This window comes from Psychrobacillus sp. FSL H8-0484, assembly GCF_038005325.1.
In the GTDB taxonomy this organism is placed as follows: domain Bacteria; phylum Bacillota; class Bacilli; order Bacillales_A; family Planococcaceae; genus Psychrobacillus.
In genome coordinates, this window is record NZ_JBBOSZ010000002.1 from 33,011 (window position 1) to 52,376 (window position 19,366).

Below are 19,366 nucleotides of genomic sequence, written 5' to 3' on the forward strand. Positions count from 1 at the left end.
TTTATTTCTCCCCTTCTTCTATTTTCTCTTTTTTCGTATATAAATCTTGACGTTGACTATAATATCCAAGTAAATACTTCCCACTTAACGGTTTATTACTGTAACTTTCAATTGGAATCGTTGAAGCAATTTCATCTATTAACTTCGAATAATAAATCCCTTTTTCTCGTAATCTCATTTGATAGGGTTGCAAATTCATTTGAATTGTTTTCCACGTACGTTCAGGTTGTCTTGCAAATGCATTCATATAGCGAAGCGCATTCGTTGAGCGATTTTCTTCTCTACCTAAAGCTGAACGCTCTAATACATCTGCTACAGCTAATAAGCGACCAAATAAATAATCTCGATCAGTATTTGTCTTATCTAATGCCACTCTGTATTCCTCCTTCTCATATCGTTTTTTTACTAATGAACACGCTACCATAAGCGCTCGCTCCCATTCCCACGCTTGCTCGTAAAACTGCGGATTAGATGCACGTACTATAGCACTATTAATAATATCTAGCGGTACTCTTCGACCATCTAATACACAAGGCATTAGACGTTCTACTACACCTTTTATGACTTTATCATTCGGGTGTGGTCCATAAGCAGCATGAGCAATGGTATAAAAAGAGGGTGAACCATAATATTCAATCCACTTATCACCTTTTTTATGCACTTGACGCCAGCTCGCGGAAGTATGCCACTTCAATAATTTTTCCAAATAATCATTCACTTGAAAATCTCTATAATATAAAACGGCTATTCGCCCAGGTGTTGCTGCATCAATCGTTAACACATAGATTATTTCATCATCTACTTCTGTAATGTGCACCTTTTTTCTTATTCCAGCAATAATTTCTTTGTACTGTCTTGCTAATACCTCTTTCGTATCCGCATAAGATGAGTCGTCCGTTTCATATTCCATTAATAAACTATTAAAATCCGTAAATGTATCATCAGATAAATCATCCGCAACATAAGGAACGTCGGGATTTTTTGACCCCCAAATAAGAAAAACTCGTCCATCAATTGTTTTCCCTTGGCGTTCAATTAACCACTTTAGTGCGTTATGTGCTTTTTGTGATACATCATAGCTAATATTGGCAGCTTCAATGCTTTCTTTGAATCTACCACGAAATGTAAATCCAGTACTATCATTAGCAGAAATAAGCTTAGCCTTATCTCCTGAATTACGTAATTTATTCGGATGACGTTCGATAATTGGCTCATTTTCCCCTGAAACATAGCAAATATCTTTTTCTTTCAGTTTCGTATTATAGAAGTTTATATACGCATCAAAAATGTCTTTATTACGCCAGATAGGTTTTGTTATTTCACCTGGTATATGAACATTAAATCGAACAAACGTACTTTCTTGTTCTCCTGTTAACACGGTGAATATTTCTGCCTTTTCTTCAGCTTTTACATTCTTCTTTGCGATTAATAAACCATCATCATTAAGCTGTAGTATCTCTCTAGAAACTAAATCTCGAATGACAGTACCTTTTTTTACATAATTAAAAATAGCCTTTACATGTTCATGACAATACGGTGATTCACACCATTCTTGTAGTTGTTGTATATAAGTCGTAAAACCTACTCTTTTTTCTATGTCGTTAGTATACGCCACATAATCTCCTGCTACATACATCAATTTGTCGTGCAAAACATGTGGTGAAGTAAAATTTTTGCCAGCCCGACTCCCAGATCCTTCAGTAAAAGGTAAAATAGTGCTAATCTTATTAATCACTGTTGCGTTATTAAAGGTACCATCAAGATTAACCGTCAGTTCAACATGAGCAGTTTGTGTGGTATGAGAAATGGGAAGTAACATATATTCAATCATTTTATGATCTCTTGTCTCTTTCGTGGCCACTTCTCCAACTGCAGTTAAATTATTTTCATACGTTGAAAATAGTGCTCTTAAATAACTCACTTACACCCCTCCCTCTAGCTCTTTGCTGACTTCATGAACACTTTGCATTGATTCACCAAGCACAAAAGATTTTGCTGACATTTCATGAATCGGACGGACAAACTCGCATTCCTCTGGACGAATAAAATGAATAGAGCCATTTCTCATGACAGGATGCCACAATCTTGTTTCAAGCATATTGCGCCCCGTTTCATCTGGATAATTCAACCCATGAACCATTGTGCCAAAATGCATTTCATCGATTTCATCATAGAAGCTGGCTCCCTCACCATAATTACATGGTTCCACATATGCTTGGCATTCTCTTGTCCCTAGAAAGACATCTCGTCTCCCACCTGCATTAACACAACGTTTCGCAATGTTGTGATGCTTATGTTCATTAAAATCTTCGCTTAACTCTAAACGATTTTGATTGAACTCAAAATGGGCTCTTACCTGGTACTTTACATCACGCAAATAACTATAATGTGCTAATGTATTGCCACCGCTCATATTAATAGGTCGGACACCTTTCGACTCCATACGAATAGCATTCATTACACGAATCTCATCAATAACCCATATAATACTTGGTTTCCAATAGATTGATTCTACGATTCCTTTTATCGCTTGATACGAAGGGATTTGCGTGGTCATTTTTTCGCCGCCAATTTTCATCAAAGGATCTGTAAATAAGGCATAATCTCCGTATACTTCAAATTCTATTTTATTTCTAATTTTTGTCATAAAAAAACACCTCCAATTCTATTCTAGTTAAATATTACCAGTATTATATAGATAATATATCTTAATGTTTTGGGAATATCAACCTTATTAATTTTAATAATATATTATATGAAAGTTTTAAAAAATCATATTTTTTGTTAATATTAAATTGTCGCCTAATGAGCGCGGATTGAAAAATATAGTATATTATTAAAAAATGCAGCTCTAACGAATACAAAAGTTTGTATTCGTTAGAGCTGCACCTTATTAAAAATGATATTCCTCCAGTTTTGCCTCTCCATCTATATTTAGACCATTTTCTAAGCTATATGCGTTTTCCTTAGCTACATAAATTTTACAAAAACCAAAATCCACTTCTCGTATTAATTTATTTCTATCTAGCTTATTAAACTCATGTCGAAATACATTAACACTATATTGTTGCGCTTTTCTAAAAAAACGTTTGAAGTTGGAAATCATTTCTTTTCCTGTAAGTATATTGATTAATTCTTTCCCGCCACCGTAAGGAACTAAAATTGGATACGTATTCGCCTCAATCACCTCAAAATAGCTTGCTGCCGTCTTAAAGCTTGCAACCATTCCTAATGGTTGTCTGTTATTATTCTCAGATTTAAATTGACTATTAGCACCTAATAATATGTCATATATAGATGTATTCAAATCATAAATCGGATAATCTAATCTTGTTTCAAATGCTGTAAAGTACATTTTAAAATAATGTTCTAGAGAAGCATTCGATAAAAAATTCCCCTCGAAAAGATTTGGATCTTTTTCTATATCACTGACAATATATTTCGAACATTCTCCACCCTGCTTAATTGTCGGAAGTTTCTCCAGTTTTTCCTCTGCATGATTAATTACATATACTTCACGCAACGAAACTTCACCATTCCGGTTACACCGACCCGCTGCTTGTGCGATTGAATCCAATCCAGCCAAAGAACGAATGACACTGTTAAAGCTCACATCAACCCCAGCCTCAATCAACTGAGTACTAATACAAATAATTGGCTCGCCTTGTTTTAATTTTTGACGTATCTCTTGAATGATGACTTTCCTATGAGCAGGACACATAGCTGTACTCAAATGATAAATTTCTGCATTACAGTTTACTAACTTGTCATATAATGCTTTTACTACTTTCTTTGTATTCAAAATGACAAGAACATTTCCACATTCATACAACTTATCCGCTACAAATCTCGCTAAATCTTCTGTATGCCAACCAGCATTTTTCAATAATGGCACTATCTCCGTACGTTTAAACGCTTTAACTATTTCAGGTAAATTCTCAACAAGTTCCCCATTTATTTGAATATTTCTTTTTACGTATTGAAGGGCCGGTTGTGTTGCTGTACATAAAAGGATAGTCGTTTGACATCCTTTTTTTAAAAAATTTAGCGCTTCATTGAAAAGTGAAATACATTGAATTGGAACGGTTTGCACCTCATCAAAAATAATGATTGTATTTGCCAAATTATGAAGCCTTCTTGTATTACGAGATGCTCCATTATAAAAAGTATCTAAGAATTGAACCATGGTCGTAAATATTATCGGAATATCCCAATCATCCTTCGCTATTTTCATCTTTTTTATTTGTTGATACTTTTCAAATGAGACATTATCAAAATCATCATATTCAACTTCATTCAATATGACATTGCTATGATGTTCTAATATATAGTCCTCAGCTCTTAGTATTTGTCGTACTTCTTCTGCATTTTGTTCAATAATAGTTGTAAATGGCACAATATATATGATTCTTTTTTTACTGTGCAACTGTGCATGTCTTAAGGCAAAACGAAGACTCGCCAACGTTTTCCCACCACCAGTCGGGATAGATAATGTATAAATTCCTGTTGGCAATGCTGCTTTTGTAAAACAGTGATCAGACATTTGTTGACGTAGTCTCGTAATTTCATTTGGAATAGCACGCACTTGTTTTTCTCTTAATTGTTCTTCCAATTCCATTTCAAATTGTTCAAATAGCGCGTTAATTTCTATTGGAATCTCCTCTGATTTTTTAACCTCTTCCTCAAATTCTCTTGAATTCCGACGATCCGCGTCAATCAATGCACTAAATACAAATTTTGTTAGTAGTGCCAATGTCTTTCTCAACAATGCCTTACCTTCAGTTTTTGAACTAACTTTCTGTAAAGTTCTATCGATAAATTGAATAAATTCATTATTAGCTTGCTTTATATACTCTAACAAGTATGTCTCATCGCATACCTCATGAAAAAATCGTTCTGCGACACTATTAATTTCGATAGGTTTTGTTGGTGTCATCCTATCTATGAACGGGGAATTACCCTCAGGATTAATCATGTCTAGTAATTGTCCGTGATGAGAAAAGATGACGTTTGAAATACATTCAATCAATGCTGGATAAATTTTTGATATTTTATTAAAAGCACTATGGTATCTCTCCATCAAAAATTTCCCACCAGCCGTAGAATGATTAACACTCCCCCTTTTTGGTGGATTTAACTGATTTGCATAAGCTTCTCTTAAATAGTTTTGAAATTCATCGCTAAATTTCCCCATATCATGGAGCATCCCAGCCAACCCAGTCACATGTGGTATACCAATCTTCTCTCCAATATTCTCTGCAATCACTTGTACCTCTTTTAAATGATCCACTAATGATTGCTCTGCACCATCACTTTCTCTTATGTGTGCGATATATTGTTGACTTTTCATTGGCTAACATCCTTTTAATATTAGATTTATATAATTACTATAACTTAAATTTTCTTCAAAACGTGGTGTTCCAGTAAAGACAAAATATTGAGCGAACTTATAATGATGAGAAATAGCCGTATGCATCTTGCCAAATTGACTGCGATGACATTCATCCAAAATGAAAATAACACGTTCATCTTGATACTGTTCAAAAATGGCAGAATACTTCGAATTCTTTGCGGCATTGGCCATCTTTTGAATGGTAGTCAGGATAAGTGGCTTCGTCATATCTTGTGTTTGTTCCACCAATTTATCTGTCTTATCTGTTGTATCCACAGAGCCTTTTTCAAATTCTGCAATTGTCTGGCTGTCTAAGTCTTTACGATCCACTAATAAACACTTTTGGTTCTGGCGTGGGTTTTAATGATTTACTTTTTATTTTGGGATAAACAAATATCCTATATGTTCGTCATATTCATTATTTACATTGAAACAAATCTCACAATCAGTAATTAAGTTAGCGGGTTTAAGACATTCAGTTATTTTGTTTTTTGACCACACATGAAAGTTCCCACCTACAAAATCCACTGTTATTCCACTGTCATAATAAGGCACAACACTTATAACAGTTGCGTTAATGCACAATCCACTTTTGTATAGATGGTATACCATATTTAAGGGTTCTGTACTAAATACAACATCTTTAAACTTTTCATAGCTCATTAGTAATCACTCCTATATTAATCGCATTACTATTCTTTCTATCTATTTACAAAAATATCCTTCCTTGCTGTATAAAACATAGCTTTATTCAGGATATTTAACTTATTTCTCGTCAGTAACGCGCACTTGAGCTTCAAATATTTTCTGATACGGAAATTCTCCAAGTACGATTATTTCGAATATGAAAAAACGAATGAAACAGTATTTCTGCCTCACTCGTAGATTCTATGTATATAGTAGGGCGTATAAGTAAACTATCAATCAAATTTGCTGCCACGCAAACGGTATTAAATAATTACTTGAACCATCTCTCGAAAGAAACAGGATATATCAAGTGGTGTAGAAAGAGTAATTCTAGTATCAATTTGGATAACTTCTTGTTCTTCAACTGGTGCCGTGCTATATCCGATCACTTTATACTTTTGTGGTTCTTCTTCGATATAGCGTTTAATTTTTCTAGGCAAAGCAAAACCCCCTACAATAGTTCTATGTAAATGTTAATATACCCGAAAATAAACAAAGCACCACCTTCGAATACGAAAGTGGTGCTTCCAACTTTTGATTAATTTTAATTTTTATGGAATTAGATTTACTCTTAATTAATCTGATTATATCACAATTTTTAATAGATTGTCACACTGTTTTTTCAACATTTCCATCGGAATATCAAATATTCTATCAATACTTTCATTTAAATATGTTTTTTTACTATTACAGCTTGCTATTACATAACCCTTTTTAATTAATTCTAAGTTTTCGTGTTGATAGGTTACTTTCCATCCCTCCAATTCATAGGATACATCAGCTGCTCCCGCTTCCTGCAAAGAACTCCACCATTTAAATAGGGATACATGCATATTAGATCGAATATCATTACGGTCCATTACCATTTCTCCTCTTCTTTTGCTAACCAGTATGTTTTAGGATCATGAGTTTCTCTTCTTTTACGAGTTAGTAGGTATTGCTTTTTCTCTGCTTCAATACCTACAGATTGTTCTTCCCCTGGTAGTACAAGAAGGTCTACATTTCTACTATCTGCTACTTCTTTGGCTAGTTCTACTCCTAAGTCATGGATTAATTCTCGTTGTCCTTGAAATGTTAATACTTTATTTACACCAAGTAACATGTCTCCTCGGAGTTGAACTTCTTTATTAGCAGGTATTGGTCTTTCCATTCCCCGTTTTGTCATAACGAATAAAGGTACTCCATTATCATCCTTTGGAAGCTTTGATAGATTGATTCGATAAGTGGATGGTACTACCTCTTCAGGTCCATATATATGATACGCATCTAAAACTACATTCATATCTCTAAGGAAATCCCCATTTTTTACACAAGCCTCTGGTTGTTCTTGATTCATAGGTGTAGTTTGCATTTCCAAGCGATTACATCTATTAGAATTCGGTTCAAAATGAACGCAGAGGGAACAAGTTGGATAATATTTCATCATTTTTCATCCTTTCAACGTGTTATGTATCTATTTGTTCTTTTTCAAGTGTTTTGGCACATGCTCTAGACAATAAGGAATTCGAATATCATTGACTTGCAAAAATAGATTATCTTCATTAGTTATCGGCTTCCGACATCTTGTACATAAAATTGAAGTAACTCCTCCAGTTGAAGTAACCGAAGTACCGTTTAATTGAACTCCTGGATTATTAGACCAATCTCGATAAGGAGCTAGATCCTGCCAACCCATTAAGAATTTATCACAAGCATTCCGTATCGCATCGGACTCTGCTGAACTAACTGCATTTTTAAAAGAGGTGACATTTCGGACCGGTTCTTCCCGGATATATCGAGCTGCTCCAATTCCGCTTCGGGTAGAATCCATGATCGTAAGCTCTCCACGAACAATCATCGCTGCGTCTTTTTCATAATAAGTTGGTTCTGCTACCAGCCTCCATGACCATTCACCAGTAGCAACTTCTTCTAAACGGCGAATATACACTTGAACAGGTATGTAAGCATGTGCTGTCGTTTGACCATGTTCTACAGTTCCTTCAGGAAATTTTGCTTGTAAGGCATCCGCTATCAATTGAAATGATTTTTCCATGTCGTATGTCCCTCCTTTTTATAAATTAGCTAATTTCATTTTCCACTTTGTTGAATGAATTCTTTCTTGAAAAACTTCTATATGTTCACGCCAATTATCTTGATGATTTACGACAAATTCGATGAATAAATAATACAAAATCAGATCAGCAATATCATGCACACGCATATCTGTCATATATCTTGGAATATCAGACGGGTAAGTATCGCTCTGTAATGAAAGTTCTGGCAGCAGTACATAACCGTTCGGAGCAATTGTCGTCTCTAATGAAAAATTGATCTGGATCTCATAAGACTGCATCCAAACAGCAAAAAATTCGGATGGATGAAAGGGAGATGGAATGACGCCCCTTTCTAAGCAAATAAAACAAGGTTCATCTTCTACCTGGCCATTTCCTTCGCAATGAGGACAGGTGTTCTTTGCATTTAATACTTCTATATATACTCGCTGATTAGCTGGTTCTATCGAAAACAAGAGGTGAGTTCCTGTATCCGCTTTTAATACATCCCGTATTTTTTTGGGTAATGTGACTTGCCCTTTGGAAGTCATCTTAGCGATGGGAGCCTTCTTCATTCTGAAACCCTCTTTCTAATTCCTTACTTTTCTCCTTACTTATTAACTTTAGAATAAGTCTAGCAAGAACGATTGTCAAACAAAAAAACAACCTTTTTGAAAAAGGCTGCTTTATGATATGAAAATATGATAAATGGTTGGTCCAAGCAAAACGATACCCCACAAGAATGGAACGCCAATTAAGATACCTGTGCCCAGCCTTTTTCTCCCTGGATTCTTAGCTGCTAGATAAGAAACTCCTAGTCCAATACAAAACAATATGGCTAACACTGGTTGTAAAATGATTTCAAATACATGATAAATCGGTGCTCCTAATCGTTCTACCCAACTAACCATCACCTCTACACCTTGTCCTTCTTCATTTGCAACAGGAGCAGTGACCACAAACCTCACAACAAAGAGAATTCCATGTAAAAATCCTAAAAATGCTATTGGTGAAATCACTGTGAACAAAAAAGCAGCTCGACGCTTCATTGGGTTTTTAAATGAAAAGATAAATAAGAATATACCTATTAATGTCATGATACCAAAGAGAGGAACCATAATCATTTGAATAACTTTAATAAAAACAAGTAATGAGTCAGCAACTCCATACTTCCCTGCAAGTATATCTTCCATTTACCATTAAGCCCCTTTCTTTTCTATCCGAATAATTTCCCCGTCTTTCACAGTAATCCAATATAAAGGATGTTCACTATCTTGTAGGAGATCAAAAGTTCCTTCATAAACATATAAACCTTTATCTGTATCGGTTTCTGTCTTATTCAACACTACTTTCATATCAATGATCGCTTTATTATTCGCGAACAGATTATAGATGTTTTTTCCTGTTTCATCTACATTTTCAGTTTTCACTACATCCATATTAACAAGTGTTGTAGTATCATTTCCTACCATCCCACTGACACATGAATATGTTTTATATGCATAGGACATTTCCATACATTGTTCAAAAGAGAGCATAGTCGTTTCATTTTGAATATTTTCATCCATTACCCCGAAGGAATCGAGATACTCTTGCTGTTCTTTTTCATTCATATTTGTTTCATTACTAGGTTCTAAGAATTGTTCTGTGAGAAATTGATACCCAAAGAAGATCACACTTACAAATACAATAACAAATAGTAATTTTTTCACTTTACACCTCTTTTATAAATGCCTCCGCAACTAAGTAGCGAAGGCATAATTTTATGGTAATATACTACGAACGTGCCCTTTAAATTTGGACATCCAGTAATCAGAATCTACATTGGATACGGCTACTCCTGAAGAAGTATTACAACCAATCCACTTTCCAGAACCGATATAGATTCCAACATGACTATCTTTGTAACCAGTTGTATCCCAAAAAATCAAATCGCCTGGTTGAGCTTGATTTAATGAGACAGCTCGTCCATGTTTTTTTATGGTTTGTGTATTGGTATTCGATGGTTTTCCAAAATCGTATCCGCCCTGATAATAAGCCCAGCGAACAAAGGATGAACAATCGCATATATAATTGTTAATATCTCGGTCTGTTCGACCTCCACCTAATACATATCTCGAATTACCCACCCATGTCATCCCTGCATTAATAATGGTTTGACGGTTACCACCGACTTCTCCGTTTGCAAAGTTACCTGCAAACATACTTCCTCTTGCTAAGACTTCACTTACATATGACCAATCTTGGTTATACGAATGAAGTGCATTCTTGATGCTCTCTTCATTCCCTGGACGATATCCACTTCTACTTAAATAATTTGCAGCTGAGAATACAGCATCTTGTAAATTCCACGGATCCGCAAGACCATCCCCATCCCCATCTACTCCAAATCCACCATACTTTCTAATGTTAGAAGGTTCTTTTAAGAAAGATAAATCTCCCATAATATGTCCTAAATCAGATGTGTCATAAGCCGGATCGTTTCTCACCCCCCAGCCAACCCAAGTCATTGGCATAAACTGCATGTGGCCAACTGCCCCAACAAAGTTTCCGTTTGCATCTTTAGAGCCTTTCGATGGATCAGATGCTACTGGATTACTACTAAAACCAGTTTCTTGTCCATGAATAGAAGCAAGAATCCACCAGTCTACTTTGTATTTATCTCCCGCCGCTTGATAGATTGCTAGATAATTGGCTGGATACCACATACCATTGATGCTTCCACCAAATCCACTAGAACCTCCTGTAACAAATTCAGTGATACATCCTAATACGTCACTCTTCTGGGCACACTTAATGAATTTTGGAAAGTCCATTACGACTGATGGGAAAGCAGGATCTACTTCTTTTCCTAAATCTAATGTATACTCTACATCGACAGGTCGAATATGTTGAGTAAGTTTCCCTTCAGGAGCAGTTCCAGTCAAAAATGATACTAATGTTGTTGGGCTAAACGTAACTGAAGGCGGAGCTCCATCATCTAGAATGTACAAGAAATACTTTTCACTCTTTTTGACTTCACAATCTCCACTTTCTTTTACTTCTTCTGATGACCAATCTGACTCATAATCTTTATATGGGACATCTGCAGAGTTATAAAGAAGCGTCATACTAAGAACAATTTCCCTTGTTGGTAGTACTACTTTTTGAATACTCTCTGTTTCTGGACCATATTCCATTTCATCTGGGTCATTTGCAGATGGTCGCAGACAGCGTCGCGTGGTTCTTATTTCTTTATATTCTTCCTTTGGGGGAGTACCCCATACTAAATCGGGTTCATATGTTGAATCTGAGTAAAAATAGTCCCATTCTTTTGAGATTACTTTTGTAAAATCATTCTTCACCTTTTGCTTTAGGGCTTCTGTAGAAACATCTCTCACATCGAAATCTTTATGCCATGGCCTATAATTCTCATTTTTTAGGTTTTTATAATAATGAAGTATGGAAGGAACAGCATAACTAATTTTCATTAATTCTCCTGTTTGATATAACCAAGACTCCGATATAGAAGGATACAAACTGTCATTTTGTGTTTCTCTTAATGCATTCCGTATCGATGTAGGACCTTCTTCATTGCGATTTTTAACCACTTCTAAGACTGTTTCATCAAACAAGATTTGCGACTCTTCCCGTTTTCCACCTTCTTGATGGATATCAAAAACATCAATGCTATCAATAACAAGAAGTAAGAGAATAATAATCCCTATTACCAACAATACGTAAGGTCCAAAAAAACCAATAACGGCTTTGAGTATGACCAGGACGATCTTTTCCATAATAAACTTCAGCATTTTTAAGGCAAATTTACTTCCCTTACTCAACATTTTCAGCATGTTTTTCCCGCCAAGAACTTTCTTTCCTGCCGATTTACTTCCATCCATGACACTCTTGGCTATATCTTGACTGTCCTTATTTTCACTCACCGCTTTACCTCCCTTCTACACAAATCCTTGATGACGTGGAGCTAAAAAGTCTGCCATTCGGTCTGAAGGTGTTCTATTTTCAGCACCGTTCATTCCACTAGCATAATAGCTCTCCGGATTAAGTTGGTCTGACTTCATGCGGGGGTCACTAAATGTATTACCTGTTACATCTTTAATGTAAGGTTCGGATGTTCGTTGTAATGAATAGCCCGAAGTTAATGGGTTTTCCCCCATTTCTGTTGCGTTTTGATTTTCTGATTTAAAATCAATCATTCTATTTTCTCCTGGAGCAAGGGAGGGATCTGCTGCTCCGAGTGGAGAAACGAGACTCATATCTCCACCGTTATTCATATAGAAACCACTTCCTTGATTGTTCTGCATCCATGCTATATTCGCTTCTGGATATTTTTGAGCAATGTCGGATAGTGTTACTCCACCAAGTCCACCTAACTCTGAAGAGTTTAATAGACGTTGACGCGATACACCGCTAAATCCATGTCCTAAACTTCGACCTAGTTCTCCTTTTCCTGCCATGGCTCCGATAGACTCACCCATACTACCGAAGAAATTCCGTCGGTCTTGTAAGTTACCCATTGTGTTTTTATAACCTGCGTTTTTCGTTTGTTTAATCGTGTCAATGGCACCTTTTGCTCCACCCGCTATATTGCGAGGAACTTGTAACATAGCACCCGCTCCTGCACCACCAATACTTGAACCTAGCATCATTCCACCTGGTCCCAATACACTTCCTGCAGCGGCACCGACGAGCATGCCAGACTTTTGAAATATCGATTTAGTTGCTCCCCATGACTTCGAATTAGCACCAGAAGCAACAGTCGAAATACGGGTTTGATTTAGCTTTGAAAAGTCCGGGGATTTACCTACTTTGCCATTTCCAAGTCTTGCTTTCCCCATTTTCGCCATACGTACCGCTCCAGCCATACTATTTACACCAGACATTCCAATGCTTGTAGCAAGTGCTCCAGAAGATAAGTTCATCCAGTTCATAATCGCTGTAGATAATGGGATAAACATAATTAGTAATATTAATTTAAAGACAACAGCTGCTTCACCAGATAACGTAGATACAAACAACAAGACAATCGTCAAATAAAAGGAATGAATCGCTTGCATAAAAACTGCACCCGCAAAGTCTTGCAACCATGTTTTAAAATAATCACGAGTTGTCTCAAACAAAAGAGAAACAATGGCTAGTCCACCTAATCCAAGTAATATCGCTATCATAAAAGTTCGTAAGATATAGACGAAATTCAAGAACAAAACGAGTATCCATTCTGCCAAAATGATGATTATATCCGTAAAATTAAAATCATCTTGGGAGGATATAATCGTAGCTCCGTTTAAGTTAATTCCTTGATTAACTAATAAATCACGGAAAGTCTGCACAATAGCCCAGTTGACATTTAAAATCTCTTGAATAATTATCCAGTATCCCGCAAGCAAGATGGTGGTTCCTACGTACATGTATAGATCCTCTGTAAACGCTACTTTTTTACCGCCTAACGGTTCATACGCTCGTTTTAAAGAACCTATCATAATTGCTAAAATCATGGCTATAACATAAAAACCTGTAAATATATTAAACAGGGGATCAATAATCTGCTCTTTTTGCTCTTTTGGAAAGGTACCATATACAAGCTCTGTTTCTTTATCAAACCATATACAGTAGGGATTTCCGAAGACTAGCGTATCCAATGTATTGATTCCTACAGCGTTCCATAGTGTTTCTATTAAATCCACAGCGTAGCTTTCTTGCAAACTCGCATCTTTTTCCTTAAATTTTTCTATCGATTCTTTCTTCTCTTCTGTCATGAATGGCCCACAACCAGTAGCTTTATCTACAGTTGTTGACTCTTCTGCATAAACAGATAAAGAGGGGAAAAGAAAGAAAATTAGGATCCCTACTACCAGGATTTTTTTCACCTTTCCTCCCCCTCTTCTAAATGATATTTTTTCTTCGTTCTTCTGTATTCTTTTTAAACGCACTACTCCAACTTGATCTCACATTTTCTTGAGATTTAATTGAAGGTGTATGAGAAGAGACTACTTGTTTAATCGTATTCGATGTGCTCAATAATCTATCTGCATTTCTGTCGCTTTGAGTACGTGTGTCTACATTTGGAATATTATGTGCTACAAATGAAGATGGATTAATATTTTCCGCTTTAAATCCACTATCTGTATACCGCTGAACTGATCCACTTGTCGCTTGTCCCATCGTTTCCATTGAGATTCGACCATTACCACCTGTACCCACCACGTAAGCGTTGGATGTTCGCATCACTTCAGGGGTAGATCCGGACAATCCTGCTATCGTATTTTCCATATGACCTGTGGAAGCAGAAATCTGTTTCGTTTTATAAACTCCATTGTTTTGCAACTCATAACTTTGTGCTGGATTTGATAACTCATAATCCGTCATACGCATTGCACCTTTTGCTAAAGTAGGATCGGCTGCACCAGATAATCCAACTTGTTTCCAATCGTTTGCTCCTTGTGGTTTAACCCACATAGAACTTTCCATATTAGTTTGAGCAAAACGTACATCTGCTCCTGGGTATTGTTTCGCCATCGATTCAAAGGATGTTAATTGATTTGGTTTTGAAAGTGAATCATTCTTCAATGTTCCACCCATGGATTGACGCGATAAAGTCGCTCCACTTAGTTTGGTAGGATTTCCTGTATAGACAGGAACTGCACCACCATTAGCAGTTGGAATGGCTCTCATTTTGCCATCTAAATTCATAGCAGACGTTGGTAGATTGGAACTTGCTAATCTTTGACGCGAAACCATACTTAAAGACTGACCAATATGTCGCCCAGCTTGTCCTTTCCCTACCATTGCTCCAACACTTTCTCCCATGTTTCCAAAGAACGCACGACGCTCTGCTAGATTACCCATCATCCCTTTAAATCCTTTGCTACCATCAGCACCAACATAATTTTGGGCACCTGATATAGCACTTATTGCGTGTTTCATTCCAAATCCCACGTTTCGAGGAGCTTGTAATAAGGCGCCCGTTGCAGCACTACCGACTTTAGAGGCAATCATCGATCCACCAGGACCTGCAACCATACCTGCAGCACCAAAAACAGCACCAGCAGTATTGGTTAATTTGTTTTTTGTATCTGTCCAGGCACTTGAATTCATTCCCATTGCATCCATGGAAATCGAAGTTATGGAACTATCTGATCCTCCACCTGCAGCTGATAGAGAATTACCTTCATTTAATGCTCCACCCATCGATGCCGTAGAATTAGAAGAGTTACTCATATCGCCATTACGCATAGAGCCACCTCTCATGATGCTACCCGCCTGACTGGTTAACATCATGGTTGACATTACCCCTCCAAGCCCCACCATCGTAAGAGCAGAACCCATTTTAGAAGAACTGTCTCCGAGTTTTAACCACTTACTTATCATTCCGGTTAGTGGAATAAACATCATCATTAAGCCGAGTTTATAAATAACTCCTGCTCCCATCGAAGCAAACATTGCCATTCCGTATAAAATTATTGCATGAATTGACTGTAAGAAAACATTTCCTAGTAATTCACGCATCCATGTACCAAAGAAAGCACGGGAGCGATTAAATAATAAGCTATAAGCAGCAACATAGCCGAGAGCTAGTAAGATCAAAATAACAACCTTCCGAGCGATGTAAACAAAGTTCAATATTAATGCTAGAATCCATTCACCTAAAACCACAACTAGAAAACTTGGAATCGGCATAATCGTTATTGTATCTGTCCAAGAAGACATAATGGAAAAAGAATTAACATCTACTCCATTACTTTCTAACAAACCCTTTAAGGAAAGTACGACTGCTGCATTTAACTGAAATATCGCGTTGGTTATAGTGCTATATCCTGCAATGAAGAATAAAGCAAAAATCCACATCTTTACATCTTCACCAAATTCGGCTATACCACGACCTCGTACTGAACTAAATCCTAATTTTAACCCCGAAATTAACATGGCAAGAGCAAGTAACGTAACAAATAACGCACTAAACATTTTGAGGATAGGATTAATAATTTTTTCCCGTTCATCTACTGTAAAAATTCCGTCTGGAGCCATCTTGATTTCCGTTTCATCTTTGAAAGCACCATCAGCCCAAACACAATAGGGATTACCGAAGATTAAAGTAGATAAACCGTTGATGTCTCCGATATTCCAAAGATTTTGCATTTGGCCAGTCATAAAGCTTTCAGCCATATTGGCATCATTTTCTTTATAATCCGTTACCTTTTCATCTAATTCCTTGGAGAAGAATCCATCTTTCGAACACTTAAAACCTTCTAAAGTGTTTTCGCCTAAAGCTGCATTGGCTTGATTTTCACCATCAACATCTACGAGTGCTGCTGAAGTATAAGTTGGTAGGAGGAACATGAATAGCATCCCAACGAGGAGAATTTTTCTCCACATCATGTATCACCGCCCCGCCATAAGAGATTCTGCAGAAATATTTTGATTGGTATTGATGTATTCCCATTCCGAAGGGGTTGGTTGACTTTGGAAAGTGACAATTTCTTTCCCAGCTTTTAAAATGACATCTCCCGTTTCTGCAGTACGAATCATTTGACCAACATCATCTGAAAAGCGGAATGTACGTAAAATCGGTTCAATATCCTGGTCAGACTGTTTCATAAATGCAACAGTATTTAACTGAGCTATAACATCTTGTGCTTCTTCGGAGCGGTCAAACATTTCATATCGTTGTGATACAAGTGTTAACGACACGTTCCATTTACGCCCACGGGCTGATAACAATTTGAAGAAATTCATCATCGATGGATATTCAAGCATCATCCAAGCTTCATCCTGAATTACTCTTTTTTTCGGTTTTGGATTATTAGAGATGAATCTATTCCAAATCCATGTCATTAATACATGTTGTGCAAGAGGACGTTCAATCCCATTTTTCGAAAGGCGACTAATATCAAAGTTTACAATCGAGGCAACATCAAGGGCATTGTCCGATAAGATTTCCCCTTCGCTATTTACGATTTTCGTTTGACAATCGAACATACCGTAAGCTCGTCCTCCAACAAATAACCCGACTACACTGTTTAAATCATCTAGGCCAATTGCATTTTCTTCTTTAATCCGTCGTTCAATTTCCTTTTTAACATCTGAAATTTGTGGCATATTAATGTAGCAACGTTGATATGTAATACGTCCACCCGGCTGAACAGCCTCCTGTTGAACAAAGAGAGATTCTGGATCTTCCGTAATACCACGATCACGATATTCATGTTGCAGGATATCATCAAGCGCTCCTAATTCCTGTGGAGTCAAAAACGGAGCTTGAGGTGAGGCAGACTCTTTCATTACTTTAAAAAACTCAATTGCTTCTTTTACTTTCTCGTTAATATTTACTTTCTCGACAATGTATTCATCTGGTCTATAGCGATTCATAATCTCTTTTTCTACATAAATATCAAGAGGATTAATACAACTAGTATTCTCAGCTGTCGTATCACTTCGAATCTCAATAACAATACCGCCAAGTGCGTGTGTAAGCGCAACGTACTCTGGCTCAACATCCATGATTACCGTCTTTTCTATCCCGTCCATTGGACCACGACCAATAATCTGTTTGACGAATACCCCTTTCCCTGCTCCTGACTCACCAAATATCCCCATATTATAGTTATTTAATTTCGTGTCAAAATTATTGAAATAGACATATTCGTTCCCATATACACCAATTGGCATACCGCCCGTATGATTTAATTTGGAAGAAGTATGCGGGAAAATAGCGGTTAAAGCCATCCGATCTAAGTTACGATGTGATTTTTTTAAATAGTTATTTGCTAATGGAAGTGTTGATAACCAGCCTTCTTTTTGACGGTCAAACGCATTGATTAGCTCAATTGATTCCGCTGCTAAAGAACGCTCAATACTGACACTCTTATCATTCAATTCGGTTAAACTTTCTGCATAAATGGAAGCTGAAATACTAACATAATACAAACCATTTTGGTTATTCCGTATTTGATCCCTTAATGCTTTAGTATCCATTAGTTTTTGATAAGATTCTTCATAACGAGCGGCGTTATCATTCTTTTGTGCAGAATACATAACTGCTTCTAACGCATCAATTTTATCCTTCAACTTACGAATAGCATCAGTTCGGTCAAATGGCTCAATATGGACAGAAGTATCCATGTCTTCCCCTGTAAACAATCCTTCTAACCAATTTATCCTTACAGTACGTGGATACCCACTTGGTTTAACGAAGAAGGAGCGACCAAATCTTTTTTGACCTAATCCTGTCTGCACTTCAAAATAATCAGTGGAGAACTTTATTCCGTCATTAAGTGCATTATCAATCAAGGAAGGAAAGGAAAATTCCAGTTCATCATCAACCGGCTGTGGTAATGTTGGTTTCTTCTTCTCGCGGATCTTGAACAATTTCTAACGCCTCCTCATAATCATGTACTAATTCTGCAAATCCAGGAATAGTCGTTGGGTCCATCGTGACAAATGCGGCCATTTTTTCTTTTTCGGCAATATCTTCAATTGGATGCAATACTGTTCGGTCACGATTTAATGCCCTTTTAAGCACTTCCATCGTTAATAAGGAATCCAATACTTCCGATTCGATTTTCGCACGTCTAAGGGCGCGTTTAACGGTATTCGCACGTTGATATAGACTATTGACAATAACACTTTCTCGTTGGTCCTTGTTCAATTTCGCCATTTTGGATGGCTCATAAATGTAATTGATTACATAGTAAATCCGAAGAGTAATACGGAAATCATTCATGGTTCTTGATTGGATGTGTTCAATTACTTTCATGTTGTAGTCGCGTGTTAGCGGATTCGCATTTTTTAAGTTTTCTTCAAAACGAGTTCGATCTTTACGGAAATCTTGACGTACTGCTTGAGCGAGTATCTGAATAGGAAAATTCACCACATTATAGAGCTGCTGATAACCTTGTAAAATACTTAATTGCTCAGATAGTTTCAATAAATCAAAGTTTACAAAGTCGCTACTTAGAGTAATTGAAAATTCATTACGTTGTTTATGTACGATTCCATATTGAATATCCTTTAAACTAAGTAAATCCTTTAAACTCTCTACATCTGGATCTTCAGAAGTTAGCTTTTTCTTCTTCCACTTTTCACTTGAAGAGGATACAGGTTCCCCAGTGCTCTCTCTTTGTTCTTCTAAAAATTGCTTTCGCTTCCAACCAAAAATTGGTTCATTGTTGTCCATTCGCTTTTTAGCAACATAAACAAACCCCAGTGTGACGAATAAAAAAATGATGCTAAATATGACAAAAATATCGAACAAAGTAAC

General features: G+C 36.7%; 16 protein-coding genes and 1 pseudogene. All 17 read right to left on the reverse strand.

From position 1 onward, the window contains the following. Position 1: 1 nt before the first annotated feature. The gene (cas8c, locus tag MHH81_RS20630; protein WP_340925489.1) at positions 2-1,921 is read right to left on the reverse strand and encodes a type I-C CRISPR-associated protein Cas8c/Csd1; all 1,920 of its coding nucleotides are present in this window, start codon (positions 1,919-1,921) and stop codon (positions 2-4) included. Then, positions 1,922-2,638: a type I-C CRISPR-associated protein Cas5c gene (gene cas5c, locus MHH81_RS20635; protein WP_340925712.1), complete on the reverse strand. Its 717-nt coding sequence runs from the start codon at positions 2,636-2,638 to the stop codon at positions 1,922-1,924. It lies immediately after the preceding gene. 255 nt (positions 2,639-2,893) lie between these two features. Beyond that, on the reverse strand, positions 2,894-5,350 hold the full coding sequence (cas3, locus tag MHH81_RS20640; RefSeq protein ID WP_340925491.1) for a CRISPR-associated helicase Cas3': 2,457 nt from the start codon (positions 5,348-5,350) through the stop codon (positions 2,894-2,896). 42 nt (positions 5,351-5,392) lie between these two features. Continuing rightward, positions 5,393-5,725 (reverse strand): annotated as a pseudogene (locus MHH81_RS20645) (DEAD/DEAH box helicase family protein); the annotation flags it as partial. Between the two features lie 42 nt (positions 5,726-5,767). Beyond that, positions 5,768-6,055 carry a hypothetical protein gene (locus MHH81_RS20650; RefSeq protein WP_340925493.1) on the reverse strand — a complete coding sequence of 96 codons (288 nt, stop codon included), beginning with the start codon at positions 6,053-6,055 and terminating at the stop codon, positions 5,768-5,770. 287 nt (positions 6,056-6,342) lie between these two features. Next, on the reverse strand, positions 6,343-6,519 hold the full coding sequence (locus MHH81_RS20655) for a hypothetical protein (RefSeq protein ID WP_340925495.1): 177 nt from the start codon (positions 6,517-6,519) through the stop codon (positions 6,343-6,345). A gap of 144 nt (positions 6,520-6,663) precedes the next feature. Beyond that, a complete protein-coding gene (locus MHH81_RS20660) occupies positions 6,664-6,939 on the reverse strand; it encodes a hypothetical protein (protein ID WP_340925499.1) in 276 nt (91 codons plus the stop codon). Beyond that, positions 6,939-7,436, reverse strand: coding sequence for a hypothetical protein (locus tag MHH81_RS20665; RefSeq protein WP_340925500.1), 498 nt, complete (start codon positions 7,434-7,436; stop codon positions 6,939-6,941). Before MHH81_RS20665 ends, MHH81_RS20660 begins: the two co-directional genes overlap by 1 nt. A 96-nt stretch (positions 7,437-7,532) precedes the next feature. After that, the gene (locus MHH81_RS20670) at positions 7,533-8,111 is read right to left on the reverse strand and encodes a hypothetical protein (protein WP_340925502.1); all 579 of its coding nucleotides are present in this window, start codon (positions 8,109-8,111) and stop codon (positions 7,533-7,535) included. An 18-nt stretch (positions 8,112-8,129) separates the two neighbouring features. Further along, positions 8,130-8,684 (reverse strand): hypothetical protein, encoded by a 555-nt coding sequence (locus MHH81_RS20675; protein ID WP_340925504.1) that lies wholly within the window; start codon positions 8,682-8,684, stop codon positions 8,130-8,132. A gap of 111 nt (positions 8,685-8,795) precedes the next feature. Further along, a complete protein-coding gene (locus MHH81_RS20680) occupies positions 8,796-9,302 on the reverse strand; it encodes a hypothetical protein (RefSeq protein WP_340925505.1) in 507 nt (168 codons plus the stop codon). A 6-nt stretch (positions 9,303-9,308) separates the two neighbouring features. Next, positions 9,309-9,821 carry a hypothetical protein gene (locus MHH81_RS20685; protein ID WP_340925506.1) on the reverse strand — a complete coding sequence of 171 codons (513 nt, stop codon included), beginning with the start codon at positions 9,819-9,821 and terminating at the stop codon, positions 9,309-9,311. Between the two features lie 51 nt (positions 9,822-9,872). Beyond that, a complete protein-coding gene (locus MHH81_RS20690; protein ID WP_340925507.1) occupies positions 9,873-12,032 on the reverse strand; it encodes a C40 family peptidase in 2,160 nt (719 codons plus the stop codon). Between the two features lie 15 nt (positions 12,033-12,047). Then, positions 12,048-13,976: a type IV secretion system protein gene (locus MHH81_RS20695; protein ID WP_340925508.1), complete on the reverse strand. Its 1,929-nt coding sequence runs from the start codon at positions 13,974-13,976 to the stop codon at positions 12,048-12,050. Positions 13,977-13,992: 16 nt separating this feature from the next. Further along, positions 13,993-16,485: a hypothetical protein gene (locus tag MHH81_RS20700; protein ID WP_340925510.1), complete on the reverse strand. Its 2,493-nt coding sequence runs from the start codon at positions 16,483-16,485 to the stop codon at positions 13,993-13,995. Between the two features lie 3 nt (positions 16,486-16,488). Next, complete coding sequence (locus tag MHH81_RS20705) at positions 16,489-18,474, reverse strand: VirB4 family type IV secretion system protein (RefSeq protein WP_340925512.1); 1,986 nt, start codon at positions 18,472-18,474, stop codon at positions 16,489-16,491. Next, entirely contained in the window at positions 18,425-19,360 is a 936-nt protein-coding gene (locus tag MHH81_RS20710) for a hypothetical protein (protein WP_340925513.1), read from the reverse strand. The genes MHH81_RS20705 and MHH81_RS20710 overlap by 50 nt, the downstream gene beginning before the upstream one ends. Positions 19,361-19,366: the final 6 nt, after the last annotated feature.